We start from the raw sequence: 14,761 nt of genomic DNA, 5'->3' as shown, positions 1-14,761 counted from the left end.
ATTCACCGCGCTTCGTAGACTGTGCGGCGCCTCTGGCCAGGCGTCGACGTAGAGGAAACGTTCACCGGTTCAGGTGTCCGTCCCGTCATTCATCGGCCACGCAACGCCCGACAAAGCCTTCCCGAGGATTCTGGAAGGCTTTTTTGTTTATGGCGCGAAGTTGATTAAACGCGGGTGACCGTTATTGAAGTGGCGCGCCAGAGCGATTAACTAATAGGGGTCGAGCAACTATAAACAGCGTTGTTTAATCATGTGCTCATTTTAGGGCGTTGCTGACGGGCAAAGCGTTGAATATCTGTGTCTTGTAATTCCACTCATGGCTCTTGATAATGGCGGGGTACTTCATACTCAAGGAACGAGTCATGCCCCCTTCTTTATTGTGGCCGACTTTTATACGGCGCTCGCCGTTCGTCTCCGCCGGTTATTCAACTTGCGGCGCCGCACGCCGTCTCATACCCGATCTTCGGCTTGAAACACACCCTTCGCGCCCCTTGACGCCGCACGCGGCGAGGCATTCAGCAACTTCGTGGCGAACCGCTTGCATGCCCGACAGTTGTTGACGCCTCTCGGGCGTCCCGGCGGTGTTCAAACAAACGATAACTGTGAGTGTGCGCGAATGCTCATTCGTGTATCGGGCTCAGGTTTTCGCAGGATCGAATATTATTCAGGTGTGTGGTTATGGGTTCTCTACACGAACAGGCTATGAACTATGTCTATCAGCAAGTATTACAGCGGCTGCTAAGTTACTTGAACCGCGCGGAGCGAACAGCGTTGCAGTTGTTGATACAACGTCTGGTTGTTGCGGCAGGGGGTATTGACCGTATTGGCGACTATCGCGTACTCGTAGCATTCAGTGGCGGTAAGGACAGCGCGTATACGGTGGCGTTGTTGCGGGCCGCCCAACTGAGCATTGCGGCGCGGGCGCCGACGACGTTCCATCTGCGCGTTGCCAGCATGCGCCATGCCGGGATGACATCGGCGGTCATGGCGAACATTCATCGCTGTTACTCGGCGCTGTTCCTGCACGACGACCCCAGAGTGGAACTGCTAGTGGTGGATCATGAGTCTGTTCTGGGGTTCGATCCGGATCTGCCGTTCTCCACCGCCGGGCGGGAACAGAATCGTTCTGACATGCTCCTGGGTGGACATCTGACCGAAGGGGACGCCCGTACCACGTTCTGTAACAGCTGCTACCTGGGCGTCGCCGATTTTCTCGGGCGTGCGGTGTCGTGGGGAGACGGTGTCGATGCAGTGCTCAGCGGCGATTCATTGAGAGAGCAAAAGCAGTACGCCACCTGGGTGATGCGCTTGGCCAAAAACAATGGGTTGTTGATCGAGCATTGGCACACCCTCAGTTTCAGCGCGGCGCTGAGCACCATCGATACCATAGGACGCAGTTACTACCAAGAGCTGTACGGCGAAGAACCCACAGCGAGTGAGTTCATATCACGGCCGCCGCTGTATGCGAACCTACGACTGGCGCCGACATTTCTGACGGTGGCCGATCTCATCGGTTTCCGTCTGGAAGAGCGATGGGCGCTGTTGACTGATTTCCTGGGTTTTCGCTTCGACGACCTGGCCTTCAGCTTCAGTGAGTCCGATTGTGCCAATCCCTTGCTGATGGCCCACATGCGCGGGCTTAAGGCGGAGTTCGTGCAGGGCCGTGAGTACGCCGATGGCATTGCCGAATACCTCGAACTGGCGGTGGGGATGATGCGGCGCAAACGCATGCCCAAGCGGTTGATCAACCAGGCCATGGCCGCTTACGACGGGCCTGAGCGGCTTGAGGCGCGTCGAGTGCTCGCGGCGGGGTATGCGCAGGAAGCATTCGGACTGAGCGAAGCCCAATTGGTGTGCCTGATGTTCGCGCCTTTCGTCGACGGCGGTTTGCGGCTTGAGGGCTTTTTACGTCGATGCCACCCCGGCATGCTGATTGCGTTGGTGGAACTGCACAAAGCGTTGTCCGGAGAGCCTGCACCGGATCAGGTCATCCAGTGGTTGGTGGACGTGAGCGGCCTGAGTCTCAAAGGGTTGCAGAATCTCTACGTCAGGTCTCGGGTGGATTTCAATGACGAGCATTCAATCATTGCACGCGTGCGCGCCAGCGACCCGGACAAAGGGCGAGTGACGACCGTTGATCCGCACACCGGTCAGTCGGTGTCCGAGGTGATCTCCGGTCGCTGACCGTTCTACCGTTCAAGGTGATGCCTATTGCGTGTGCGACTTTGGCGGTCACCCGTGATTCCTTTCAATGACCCTGCGATTTGCGCATGGATGGGGTGTGTCCGATGCAAAACAACAAGACCGATTTCGCTTACCAGATGGTGTACCGCTACCTGTCGAGGCTGACCAATGAGTTGCCCCAGGGACCGGCGGTCAAACTGCCGTCGTTACGGCTGTTGGCGCGGCGTCTGCGAGTGTCCATTTCGACGGTGCAGAACGCCTACTCGCTGCTGGAAAAAGAAGGCCGCATCTGCGCCGTGCCCAAGTCCGGGTATTACGCACTGCCGCAGCCGTGCAATGACGTTCACTGCGAGGGCGAGGGATTGCTGGAGCGTTACCAGGCCAGCACGCGACGTGCTGACATGTTCGTGTTCGGTGCCGACGAGCCGACGTTGCTGCAGTCGCTGGACAGCACACTGTTGAGTATCGAGCGCGACCTCATGCGTCACTATCCCTGTCAGCCTGACCCCCGATTCCAGCCGTTCGGCGATATCGAGTTGCGTACGGCGCTGGCGGCTTACTACACCACCTCCACGGCATGCTGTTGGCACCCGGACAACGTGTTTGTCGGCCCGGACAAGACCGGGGTGCTGAAAACCGTGCTCAAGACCCTGCAATTGCGTGACTGTGCCGTGCTGGTGGAGACGCCCTGTGGCTGGAGTGTGTTGCGCACGCTGCAATCGTTCGGTATCCGGGTGATTGAATGGAGCGCTGCCGCCGACGGCGAAATGGATACGGCCGACCTGGAAGCCGTGCTGCAGCGCAATGAGGTGAAACTGGCGGTTCTGTCGTCACGCCTGACGCCGCTGCACGGGCGTATCAGGGATCAGGTGCAACGCGAGCAACTGGCCGAGGTGCTGAACAGGCACGCGCTGTGGGTGTTGGAGGACGACAGTCACGGCGGGCTATGCGCCGACGGGCTGTCGGTGCCCTTGCGTGATCTGATCGACCCGGAGCGGCTGCTGATTCTGGGGGCATTCGACAAGACCATCGGTCTGGAGGCACCGTTTGGCTATCTGCTGAGCCGTCATTCGCGGTCGCTGTGGCATCAGCAGATGTTGCTGCGCTCTTTCCGTCTGCCGCCGATCCGCCAGAAGGCCATCGCGCGCCTGTACGGTTCCGGGCAACTGGATCGTCACCTGCACCGGCTACGTGGAGCGCTTTACGAGCGAATGAGCCATCTGACGCACATGGTGGACAGTTTCCTCGGTGAAGACGTCCGTTTTCTGCACCCTCACGGTGGAGCGACGCTGTGGCTGGATTGCCAGTTCCGGGTTGACATGGGGCGGGTGTTCGAACGGCTGCTGGAGCAGCGCATTGTCATTGCGCCAGGAGAGCTGTTCAGCGTTCGTGGGCTGCACCAGCAGAGTCTGTGCCTGAGTGTGGCCGCAGACTGGGGTCAGGACATCGAATCCACGCTGGTGATCATCCGCAATGCGCTGTTGCAGGAACGGCTGAGCTGAGCCGGGTCGAGCACCGTCGATCCAATTCCATTTGCCAGACACGGCATACGGCTGGTATCTGTATGCCTGTCCAGTATTTCAGCCCATCGGCACGTCTCAGCAGTGACCTCCATTCTTCCCGTTTCATCCGGCGACCCTTCCCATGCACCTGCGCGGGCCACTCCGCCCGCCGGATATTCCATTGCCGTGCGCGCACTGTGCGAGTTCACGGCCAAGGTCGGCGATCTCGACCTGCGTTTCACACCGTCGCCCACGGCGCAAGAAGGCATGGCAGGGCACCGGACGGTGGCGGCACGGCGAGGCCAGGGGTATCAGGCCGAAGTGTCGTTGTCCGGGCAGTATCACGAACTGAACGTACGGGGGCGGGCAGATGGTTACGATTCGGTGCTCAATCGTCTGGAAGAGGTGAAAACCTACCGTGGCGATCTCGGTAAATTGCCTGACAACCACCGGCAACTGCATTGGGCACAGGCCAAGGTCTACGCCTGGTTGCTTTGCCAGCAGTTGGAACTGACGGAAATCGATGTCGCGCTGGTTTATTTCGACATCGTTTCCGAACAGGAAAGCCTGATCACCGAGCGTTGCAGTGCCGGGCGGTTACGCGCTTTTTTTGAAGCGCAGTGCGAGCGTTTTCTGGCGTGGGCGCGTCAGGAAATGGCCCATGTGCAGGAGCGCAATCGGGCATTGACCGGGCTGACGTTTCCGCACGCTGATTTTCGATCCGGCCAGCGAACCCTGGCCGAGTCGGTGTACAAGGCCGTCAGCACAGGGCGTTGCCTGATGGCTCAGGCGCCCACCGGGATCGGCAAGACCATCGGAACGGTGTTCCCGATGCTCAAGGCGACACCTGGCCAGGCGCTGGACAAGGTGTTCTTTCTGACCGCCAAGACCCCCGGCCGCAACCTGGCACTGGACGCCTTGCGGGTGATCGGGGACAGCGCGCCGGAGATGCGACTGCGGGTGTTGGAGATGGTGGCGCGGGACAAGGCCTGTGAATACCCGAACAACGCCTGCAATGGCGATTCGTGCCCTTTGGCCAAAGGGTTTTACGACCGACTGCACGCGGCCCGCAGCGCGGCATTGACGCAGCGCTGGCTCGATCAGGCGGGGTTGCGTGAGATCGCCTTGCAGCATCAGGTCTGCCCGTACTATCTGAGCCAGGAACTGGCGCGCTGGTCTGACGTGGTGATCGCCGACTACAACTACTACTTCGATTTGAGCGCGTTGCTGTTCGGCCTGTGTCAGCTCAACCAGTGGCGCGTGGCCGTGCTGGTGGACGAAGCGCACAACATGGTCGAGCGCGCGCGATCGATGTACAGCGCGGGGCTGGATCAGTACACCTTCAATCAGGTCCGGGCGAGTGCCCCCGATACCTTGAAAAAACCGCTTCAACGGCTCAACCGCGAGTGGAACGCGCTCAATAAGGCCCAGGTTGTGCCGTATCAGGCCTACGCCGCCGCGCCGGGCAAGTTCCTCAACAGCCTGAACCTGTGCATCGCTGCGTTTGGTGATTATTTCAATGATCACCCGCAGGCGGCCCTCGGCGAGCTGCAACGCTTCTACTTCGAGGCGATTCAGTTCGTTCGCATTGCCGAGCTGTTCGATGATTCGTTTTTGTTCGATATCGGCAAACGTGAGTGGGGCAGCGCTAAAACACTGTCACGACTGACCTTGCGTAATGTGGTGCCTGCCGGTTTTCTGCGCCCCCGATTGAGTGCGGCCCGCAGCACGGTCCTGTTTTCGGCCACGCTCAATCCTCGGCATTTCTATCGTGATCTGCTGGGGTTGCCAGACAACACCGCCTGGGTGGACGTCGAATCTCCGTTTCAGCGTGAGCAACTGGAGGTGCGCATCGTCAGCCGAATCTCTACTCGGTTCAACCACCGACAGGCGTCGCTGCAACCCATCGCGGCGTTGATGGCTGAGCAGTTTCATTCCAGACCTGGGAATTACCTGGCCTTCTTCAGCAGCTTCGACTACTTGCAACAGGTTGCCGAGAGGATGCAGTCGGATTACCCGGACGTCCCATTGTGGCTGCAGTCTCGTGGCATGGCCGAGTCTGACCGTCAGCAGTTCATCGACCGTTTCACGCCCGACAGCCGCGGTATCGGTTTCGCGGTGCTGGGCGGTGCGTTTGGGGAGGGCATCGATTTGCCGGGCGCTCGATTGATCGGGGCGTTCGTCGCGACCCTGGGGTTGCCGCAGCTCAACCCGGTCAACGAGCAGTTCAAGCAGCGCATGGGCCAGCTGTTTGGCGCCGGTTACGATTACACCTATCTTTATCCGGGCATGCAGAAAGTGGTGCAGGCGGCCGGGCGAGTGATACGCGGGCAGGATGATCGCGGCGTGGTGATGTTGATCGACGATCGTTTTGCCGAGAGTCGGATTCAGCGGCTGTTGCCAACGTGGTGGCAGCTTTGACCGCGTTACCGCCGGGGTCGAGACGCCCGTTTCGGCATGGGGCCATGAAACTCCATAGAGGGGGGCGTCGTTCGATCATGCCCTGGCCGATAATTGTCTCAAGGGTTTACGGATCAATACCCGAGCAGGACGGTCCAACTGCCAGTAAACTGCCGCGCAGCCGTTTTTTATTTCATCGAATGTCTTTTTTACGTTTTTCCATCCACGGAGGTTTCGCATGAGTATCAGTCCATTCGCGGGCAAACTGGCGCCTGCAGAATTGCTGGTCGATCTTCCTCGTCTGGTCACGGCGTATTACACCGGGCAGCCTGATGCTTCGGTTGCCACCCAGCGAGTTTCCTTTGGCACCTCCGGTCACCGTGGCAGCTCGTTCGACCTGAGTTTCAACGAGTGGCACGTACTGGCGATCAGTCAGGCGATCTGCCTCTACCGTCAGGCTCACGGCATCGACGGCCCGCTGTTCCTCGGCGCCGACACGCACGCGCTGTCAACCCCGGCCGCGGCGTCGGCGCTGGAAGTGCTGGCGGCCAACGGTGTCAACGTGATGATCTCTGAGGGTGACGAGTACACGCCGACCCCGGCGGTGTCCCACGCGATCATTTGCTACAACAAAGGCCGCACCTCTGGCCTGGCTGACGGCATTGTCATCACTCCCTCGCACAACCCGCCGGAAAGCGGCGGCTTCAAATACAACCCGCCCAACGGTGGCCCGGCCGATTCTCATATCACCAAGTGGATCGAGAACAAGGCCAACGAACTGCTCGCCGAGAAGATCGTCGGCGTCAGCCGCGTCAGCCATGAAAAGGCCTTGCGCGCCGAAACCACTCACCGCCATGACTACGTCAACACTTACGTGGCGGACCTGAAAAACGTCATCGACATGGACGCCATCCGTGGCGCCAGCCTGCGTCTGGGTGTCGACCCGTTGGGCGGCGCGGGCGTGCGCTACTGGTCGGCGATTGGTGAGCATTACGGCCTGAATCTGGACGTGGTGAACAAGCACGTCGACCCGACGTTCCGTTTCATGAGCGTCGACTGGGACGGCAAGATCCGCATGGACCCGTCGTCGAATTTCGCCATGCAGGGGCTTATCGGTCTCAAAGACCGCTTCCAGGTGGCCTTCGCCTGTGACCCTGACCACGACCGCCATGGCATCGTCACCCCGACAGGTGGCCTGCTGGCGCCGAACAACTACCTGGCGGTGGCCATCGATTATCTGTTCCAGAATCGTCCTGAGTGGCGGACTGATGCGGCCGTCGGCAAAACGGTGGTGAGCAGCGGCATGATCGACCGCGTGACTCAGCGTCTGGGCCGCCGCCTGTATGAAGTGCCGGTGGGCTTCAAGTTCTTCGCCGAGGGCCTGTTCGAAGGCTCACTGGGCTTTGGCGGCGAGGAGAGTGCGGGAGCGTCGTTCCTGCGTCGCGATGGCTCGGTCTGGACCACCGACAAGGACGGCCTGATTCCGTCACTGCTGGCTGCGGAGATTCGTGCGCGTAAAGGCCGCGATCCGAGTGAGATGTACAAGGCACTGACCGACGCACTGGGTGAGCCGGTTTCGACCCGTGTCGAGGCCAAGGCCAACTTCGAGCAGAAGGCGTTGCTGAGCAAGCTGTCGCCGGAGCAGGTCACGTCGACCGAACTGGCTGGCGAGAAGATCGAGCAGATTCTGAGCAAGGCGCCGGGCAACGATCAGGCCATCGGTGGTCTGAAGGTCATGACCGAAAACGGCTGGTTCGCTGCACGTCCATCGGGCACTGAGGACATCTACAAGATCTACGCCGAAAGCTTCAAGGGCGAGGATCACCTCAAGCGTCTGGTGGCCGAGGCTCAGGTGTTGGTGGATGCCGCGATTGCACCGAAGTAAAGACGCTGCCGCCTAGGTTCCGTACGAAATGTTTTGGGACGAAGGTAAGGCAAGGCGAAACGAGCTTCGCGAGTAACAGCCGCAGGCTGGCCCGCAGGGAGAGCGCCAGCGAATAAAACAGCCGAGGAACGGCCGGGGTCGCGGGCGACTTTAGGGGCCTAAATGAGCATTCCGAGGCTGTTTTCAACGCAGCATGACCGAGTACCAAGACTTTTCGCACAGAACCTAGTGACAGGCAGGGCAATTCAAGGGCGGGCTTCTTGTTCAGGACTCCGCCCTTGTTTTGTCACGCGGGTTGCCCGGCGTCACATGCCTGACCCGTCCCGTTGCGCTGCAACGCGGTCAACGCTGCCAGTGCCAGCAGCGCAATCACCCCGGTCAGTACGCTGATCGCGATGTGAACCCCGGACAGGTCGATCAGGTAACCGGTCGCCACCGGCAGGATGCCTGCGGGCACATAGCCCCCCATGTTGAAGATGGCGTTGGCTTCGGCGCGACGCTGCGGAGCAATGTGCCGCGCGATCAGCGTCAGACCACCCAGTTGTCCCAGGCCTTGTCCGGCACCTGCGAGCAGGGCTGCGACCACCAGCCACACCACAGAACCCACGTGCAAGGCGAGCCACAGACCGGCCATTGCCAGCATGGTCGAGATTCCGCTGAGCACGAACAACTGGGTCATGGGGCGTTTTTTCGCGGCAAACTGCACACCCACGGCCGTCAGGAACATCACGAAGGCCATGGCGCCCGCAATCAATGGGCTGTTGGCGTGGAGCAGGGTGGCCAGCAGTTTCGGACCCAACGCCAGCACGAAACAGGTGGAGGTCAGGCCCGGTCCGAAGAACGACACGCCTCGTGCGACCACCGCCAGATGTTGGCGAGCCACCGAAGGCAGTTTCGGGCGAAAGCGTCCATTGCCGAGTTTACGGTTCGGCTGGCGCAATACCACCACCAGCGCGAGGGCCAGCAGTACGATTTCGGCATTGAAGACCCAGTCGATCGGGTCGGCGACATATTGGGCGATGACCCCGGCCAGCAGCGGCCCCGTGCCTGCGCCCAGCACCATCGACACCGAAGCGATCAGTGAGGCGAAGGACTTGCGCGATTCGCTGGCGTGCTCGACCACGTTGGCCATACCCGCCGACACCACGATGCCGACGGATATGCCGCTCAGCAGGCGCGCCAGCATCAGCATTGCCACGCTGTTGGCGTGTTCGAACAGCACGGCGGCGATGATCGCAATGACCACGCCGGGCACCAGCAAGGCCTTGCGTCCGTAGTGGTCAGCCAGTTGTCCGGCCACGGCCAGCGTCAGCAGAAGGCCCAGAATGTACAAACCGAAAATTACGGTCAGGGTGCCCGAAGCGAAACCCAGCGCCTGTTGCCAATGGGCGTACAGCGGCGTGGCGGCGTTGGACAGGATGAAAACGGCGGTGACGATCCAGGCGGCCCGAAAAATGGGCAGTGTCCCGCTGGCTTGCGATGGTTGGCTCATGGACGAATCCTCTTGGCAATGTCTCTATTGCTGCCGAGGATAGAGAGCCGAGAGGAGGGCGAGAATTGGCGGGCGACGCATACGGCATGTGAAAAAATTCACAGTGCGTCGGGCGACGTCAGGCACTCGATGAGGACGTCCAGCACGGCGCGGATTTTCGCGGCGCTGCGCAGGTCCTCGTGGTAGGCCAGCCAGACCGGCAACGTCAGCGCCACCTCGCAGCCCTGAAGGCGCTTGAGTCGATATTCGCGGGCGAGAAACGCGGGCAGCAACACGACCCCGCCATCACCTGCCGCCGCAGAGGCTTGCACGCGCAGGTCATTGCTGGTGATCGTCAGTTCGCGGCCTGCCAGATACTGTCTCAACCATTGCTGATGGGGCGACTGCTCCATGCTCTGGTCGTAGCCGATGTAGACGTAGGCCTCGCGCTCATGGCTGGCCAGATAGTCCTCGCTGGCGTACAGCGCCAGCGGCAGGTCCGCGAGGTGCCTGGCCACCACTTGCGCCTCTTCAGGTCGGGCGTAGAGCAGGGCAAGGTCGGTTTCCTTGCGCGTCAACGAGGCGATGGATTTGGAACCGACCAGCCGCACCTGCAACCCCGGGTAGCGCTCGCGCAGGGTACCGATATGCGGCGCGACCAGGGTGGCGAGGAACGCGGGCGGGGAGGAAATCACCACTTCGCCTTCGATGCGGTCATGTTCGCCCCCGGCAAAACGTTGCAGGGCAAAAGAGGTGCTGGACATGTGCTCGGCAAACTCGCCCACTCGCACACCGTCGGTGGTCAGCTCGTAGACCCGGCCCCGGCGGTCCACCAGTTTCAGGTCCAGGGCCGCTTCCAGCGACGCAATGCGGCGCGCCACGGTGGCGTGTTCCACTGCAAGGCTTCGGGCCGCGGCGGCAAGGCTGCCTTCGCGCACGAACGTCGAAAAGAAGCGCAGATCGTCCCAGTCGAACATGGCGGCTGACGTCCTTGGAAAAAGGAGAGGTGAACAAGGCGCCACAATACCCGAATCGGTGAATCTGCGCGCCTTGTCGATGGCGTGCTCAGGGGATCGCCGGAACAGGGTATGATGCGCCGGCCTGGCCTCCGAGCGTGCGACGCCGGGCTGCCTTCAGCGAATCAGGAATGCCATGTTCACCATCACCCGCCTCGACTCCCCGCCGCCCGAATCCATCGACAGCCAGATCATGCAGATGGTGGTCGATTATGTGACCGACATCAGTAGGGTCGGCATCGCGCCGAGCAATCCGCTGTACCCGCTGTATCAATACGGCGTCGGGCATGAGGTGCACCAGTATGTGCAGGCCATGGACGGTTCGCGGGGCTTCGCGGTGGAACTGATCGTGGCGCTGGACGCCGAAGATCCCTCGATCGTTTCCGGCTTTCTGCTGTACCTGCCGGTGCAAGGAGACCCCCAGGCCTGTTCGGTTGCGTACATGGCGGTGAAGGCTGATCGGCGTCGTCAGGGTATCGCTCGGGCCATGGTGGGCAACATGCTTGAACGCTACCCCCACGCCGAGCTGGCCTGTTTCGTCAGCAAAGTGCCGTATTTTGCGGCCATGGGCTTTCAAGTGTTGAGTGCGCGAGGCCCGCAGGTGCTGATGAATACCCGCGATTATCAGACCGAGGGCTTACTGGCGGTGCTGGATATCGCGCCGATCTATAGCTCGGTGGAAGTGCGGCAGATTCACGCTTATCTGTTGAATCAGCATGGCAAGCGGGCGATGACCGATGCCGAGAAACAGCGTGACCGGCACCTGGACCAGTTGACCCGCCAGGCCCGCCTGTTCGTGCAAGAGCGTCAGCGTCTTCACTGAAGTGTCGACCTGCGCGGTTTTGTCGCACCCGGCAATCCGGACCCTGTCCATGGGCCGTGACGCAACGATGTAGAATGGCGCCCCATGAAATTCGTCCGAACCCATCAATCGCTCATCGCCTGGATGTTGTACGGCTTCATCTTGTTCAGCGGGCTGGTGTGCAGCCTCAGCCACGGACAGATGTTGCGGGCGTTCAACCAGATGGCGCCCGGCGTGGCGTGCAGTGAGCATCACGACCTGGCCGGGCATCCGGACATGGCGCAGATGAGCGACCACGCCCAGTTGATGAAGCTGTCGATGACCGATTGTGCCTTTGCGGGCACGCTGGCGCTGGCGTTGGTGTTTTTCATCGGGCTGGGCTGGTTGGCACGTCGCCTGCGCAGGTTGCTGACGCGTTCGGATGACGGGTTGCGTAAACCGCCCCGGCAGGCCTTTCCCGGGCTATCGCCCCAGGCGCCCTGATTTGGCCTTGTAACACTCGCACACTGTTTAGCGTCATCCCGCAGCCGCCTTTTGAGTAGGGTGCCGAGGATGGTCAAAGGTCGGCGTCAACGCTGACCGCTTCAGAGAGTTCGTCACATGAATGATTTACTGACCCGTCGCCAGCTGCTGGGCGGCATGGGCATTCTGGGCCTCGGCCTGCTCACCGGTTGCGACGGTTCCACCACCGCGCTGAATTTCAAATACGGCAAGGATTTGAGCAACGAGATCCGTGGCCGTACCTTCAAACTCACGGACACTGACGGCGAGGTGAAAACCCTGTCCAGTTACCGTGGCCTGATGCCGATGGTGTTCTTCGGTTTCACCCAGTGCCCTTCGGTGTGCCCAACCGCATTGGCGCGTGCGGCCCAGATCAAGAAAATCATGGGCGAGGATGGCAAGACCCTTCAGGTGATCTTCATCACCGTCGACCCTGAGCGTGACACGCCGCAGATCCTCGACGCCTACGTCAAACAGTTCGATCCGAGCTTCGTTGCCCTGCGCGGCACGCTGGAGCAAACGCAACAGGTGGCCAAGGAGTTCGGCGTGTTCTATCAAAAAGAACCGATTGGCAACACGTACACCATGTCCCATACGGCCACCAGTTTTGTCTTCGACTCGCGCGGCAATCTGCGTCTGGGGCTGTCGCCGTCGCTGTCCGCCAAGCAATGCGCGGAAGATTTGCTCACTGTCATGGAGGTCTGCTGATGACCGGTCTGTTTTCATCTGTCGTTTCCCATTCGGCGTTGCGCCGTTTTCTGGCGGTGTCGTTACTGGCGGGCGTGAGTGCATCTGCCATGGCTCAAACCAAGGTCGACGACGCCTGGGTGCGCACCACGGTGCCGGGCCAGCCGTCTTCAGGTGCGTTCATGCGCATCACGGCAGACACCGACAGCAAGCTGCTGAGTGTCGGTTCGCCTGTGGCCAGCGACGTGCAGATTCATGAGATGAGCATGACCAACGACGTCATGCGCATGGGGCCGGTCGACTCGGTGGCATTGCCTGCGGGCAAGACCGTCTCGCTGGACCCGGACGGTTATCACGTCATGCTCATGGGCTTGAAAGGGCAGATCAAGGACGGCGATCAGGTGCCGCTGACCCTGACGGTCGAGAACGACAAGGGCGTGCGAGAGACACTGCACGTCACGGCCCCGGCGCGCTCGATGAAAGCATCGATGGACATGGGGCACGATCACGGCGCCGGGAGTTGAGGTGAGTGAGAGATTGTCCATAACGGACGATTTCTTCTGAGTACCGCAGCTATTGTGGGCGCCAGCTTGCTGTCGAGAGTATGTTCTCATTCAACGTCGATGTGACTGATCCGACGAATTTTCCAGCAAGCCGGCTCCCACTGTGATCGCATCGGATCCATTCCTTGTGTTCGATACCGCGCCTGTGGGGGCCGCCTCTGGTGGCGAAGGCGGTTGACCTGCCAACCTGGAATTTTCCGTAACCGCAAGGCGTCAATCCCCAAACATCCCCACCAGCAACACCCCATTCAAGCCGATGATCAACAGGGCAATGGCCCATGCCAGCGCGGTCAGTACGGGGCCGGTCACCAGGTTGCCCATCAATTTGCGATTCGACACGAAGCTCACCAACGGCACGATCGCGAACGGCAGTTGCATCGACAGGATCACCTGACTGAGCACCAGCAGTTTCGCCGTACCCTCGGCGCCGTACAGGCTGGTGATCACGATCACGGGAATGATCGCCAGCCCCCGAGTCAGTAGCCGTCTCACCCAGCCGGGCAGTTTCAGCCGGAGAAACCCCTCCATGACGATTTGCCCGGTCAGGGTCGCCGTGACGGTGGAATTGATGCCGGACGCCAGCAACGCCACGGCAAACAGTGCCGACGCAATCCCCACGCCCAGCATCGGAGAGAGCAAGTGATAAGCCTGTTCGATCTCCACCACGTCGGTCCGACCGGCCTTGTGGAATACCGTGGCGGCGGTGATCAGTATCGCAGCGTTGACGAACAGCGCCAGCGTCAGGGCAATGGTGCTGTCCGTCACAGACCAGCGCAGGCCAACGCGGCGGCCTTCTTCGGTGCGAGGGTAGGCGCGGGTCTGGACGATGGACGAGTGCAAATAGAGGTTATGGGGCATGACCGTCGCGCCGATGATGCCGATGGCCAGGTATAACGCCGCCGGGTTGGTGACGATTTCAGCCTTGGGAATGAAACCAGCGAATAGCTCGGCCATGTCCGGCCGTGCCAGGACCATCTGGATCGCGAAGCAGCCAAAGATGATCAGCAGCAAGGCGATGACGAATGCTTCCAACGCACGGAAACCCTTGCCCATCAGCAGGAAAATCAGAAAGACGTCCACCGCTGAAATCACCGCGCCCCACACCAGCGGTATGCCGAACAGCAAATTCAAGGCGATGGCAGTGCCGATCACTTCGGCAAGGTCGCAGGCGATGATCGCGATTTCGCAGGCCAGCCACAGTGCGATGCAGATGGGGCGGCTATAGCGTTCGCGACAGGCTCGGGCCAAGTCCCAGCCGGTGACGATGCCCAGTCGGGCAGACAGCGCCTGCAACACGATGGCCATGAGGTTCGACAGCAGGATCACTGACAGCAGCAGGTAGCCGAACTGCGAACCACCGGCCAGGTCGGTCGCCCAGTTGCCAGGGTCCATGTAGCCGACGGCGACCATGTAGCCGGGGCCGGTGAATGCCAGCAACCGCTTGAGCCAGTGGCCCGTCTGAGGCAGGGCGACGCTGGCACTGGGCATACCGCCGCCCAGTGTGTCGTCACCGGGTTCGGCCCGGTTCTTGATCGGTTGCATTGCGCGTGTTCCCGCTCTGGTGAGGCTTTTCGGGCGTATTCAGGGTTAGCCTAAAGACGTTCGAGTCGCCAATGAATTTAGCGCGGTATCGATATTTCTGCGATCACGCAGGCCTGAGGTTATCGACCGAAGAAACGGAGGAGGGTTGCGGATATTTTCAGAGGGGATGACCGGCGTTGAATCCGGTCATGCGAGGCAGGGCAGCGAA

General features: G+C 60.8%; 11 protein-coding genes. 8 read left to right on the top strand and 3 right to left on the bottom strand.

Features of this window, described 5'->3' with window-relative positions:
* Positions 1-678: 678 nt before the first annotated feature.
* The 4 genes from ACI5GA_RS03040 to pgm all read left to right on the top strand — a co-directional run bounded on the left by ACI5GA_RS03040 (position 679) and on the right by pgm (position 7,971).
* On the top strand, positions 679-2,184 hold the full coding sequence (locus tag ACI5GA_RS03040; protein ID WP_421421650.1) for a hypothetical protein: 1,506 nt from the start codon (positions 679-681) through the stop codon (positions 2,182-2,184).
* 104 nt (positions 2,185-2,288) lie between these two features.
* Positions 2,289-3,686, top strand: a complete 1,398-nt coding sequence (locus ACI5GA_RS03035; protein ID WP_421421648.1) for an aminotransferase class I/II-fold pyridoxal phosphate-dependent enzyme — start codon at positions 2,289-2,291, stop codon at positions 3,684-3,686.
* A 102-nt stretch (positions 3,687-3,788) separates the two neighbouring features.
* Positions 3,789-6,107 (top strand): ATP-dependent DNA helicase, encoded by a 2,319-nt coding sequence (locus ACI5GA_RS03030; protein WP_421421646.1) that lies wholly within the window; start codon positions 3,789-3,791, stop codon positions 6,105-6,107.
* Positions 6,108-6,324: 217 nt separating this feature from the next.
* Positions 6,325-7,971 (top strand): phosphoglucomutase (alpha-D-glucose-1,6-bisphosphate-dependent), encoded by a 1,647-nt coding sequence (pgm, locus tag ACI5GA_RS03025; protein ID WP_421421645.1) that lies wholly within the window; start codon positions 6,325-6,327, stop codon positions 7,969-7,971.
* A gap of 286 nt (positions 7,972-8,257) precedes the next feature.
* On the opposite strand, the gene ACI5GA_RS03020 is transcribed toward pgm, so the two are convergent.
* Both ACI5GA_RS03020 and ACI5GA_RS03015 read right to left on the bottom strand, forming a co-directional pair.
* The gene (locus ACI5GA_RS03020; protein ID WP_421421644.1) at positions 8,258-9,463 is read right to left on the bottom strand and encodes an MFS transporter; all 1,206 of its coding nucleotides are present in this window, start codon (positions 9,461-9,463) and stop codon (positions 8,258-8,260) included.
* 98 nt (positions 9,464-9,561) lie between these two features.
* Positions 9,562-10,419, bottom strand: a complete 858-nt coding sequence (locus tag ACI5GA_RS03015) for a LysR family transcriptional regulator (protein WP_421421642.1) — start codon at positions 10,417-10,419, stop codon at positions 9,562-9,564.
* Between the two features lie 175 nt (positions 10,420-10,594).
* Here ACI5GA_RS03015 and ACI5GA_RS03010 point away from each other — a divergent pair, with 175 nt between their 5' ends.
* The 4 genes from ACI5GA_RS03010 (at position 10,595) to ACI5GA_RS02995 (ending at position 12,972) form a co-directional block, all read left to right on the top strand.
* Positions 10,595-11,281, top strand: a complete 687-nt coding sequence (locus ACI5GA_RS03010) for a GNAT family N-acetyltransferase (RefSeq protein WP_421421641.1) — start codon at positions 10,595-10,597, stop codon at positions 11,279-11,281.
* Positions 11,282-11,365: 84 nt separating this feature from the next.
* Positions 11,366-11,743: a DUF2946 family protein gene (locus ACI5GA_RS03005; protein ID WP_404632415.1), complete on the top strand. Its 378-nt coding sequence runs from the start codon at positions 11,366-11,368 to the stop codon at positions 11,741-11,743.
* Positions 11,744-11,860: 117 nt separating this feature from the next.
* Positions 11,861-12,469, top strand: a complete 609-nt coding sequence (locus ACI5GA_RS03000; protein WP_404632413.1) for an SCO family protein — start codon at positions 11,861-11,863, stop codon at positions 12,467-12,469.
* Complete coding sequence (locus ACI5GA_RS02995; RefSeq protein ID WP_421421639.1) at positions 12,469-12,972, top strand: copper chaperone PCu(A)C; 504 nt, start codon at positions 12,469-12,471, stop codon at positions 12,970-12,972. Before ACI5GA_RS03000 ends, ACI5GA_RS02995 begins: the two co-directional genes overlap by 1 nt.
* Positions 12,973-13,224: 252 nt before the next feature.
* Here ACI5GA_RS02995 and ACI5GA_RS02990 read toward each other — a convergent pair whose 3' ends face one another.
* Complete coding sequence (locus tag ACI5GA_RS02990) at positions 13,225-14,553, bottom strand: Nramp family divalent metal transporter (RefSeq protein ID WP_421421636.1); 1,329 nt, start codon at positions 14,551-14,553, stop codon at positions 13,225-13,227.
* Positions 14,554-14,761 lie beyond the last annotated feature (208 nt).

Origin of the sequence: Pseudomonas sp. Pseu.R1 (genome assembly GCF_045764065.1) — a bacterium.
Lineage (GTDB): Bacteria > Pseudomonadota > Gammaproteobacteria > Pseudomonadales > Pseudomonadaceae > Aquipseudomonas.
This window is presented reverse-complemented; position numbering and strand designations above follow the sequence as displayed.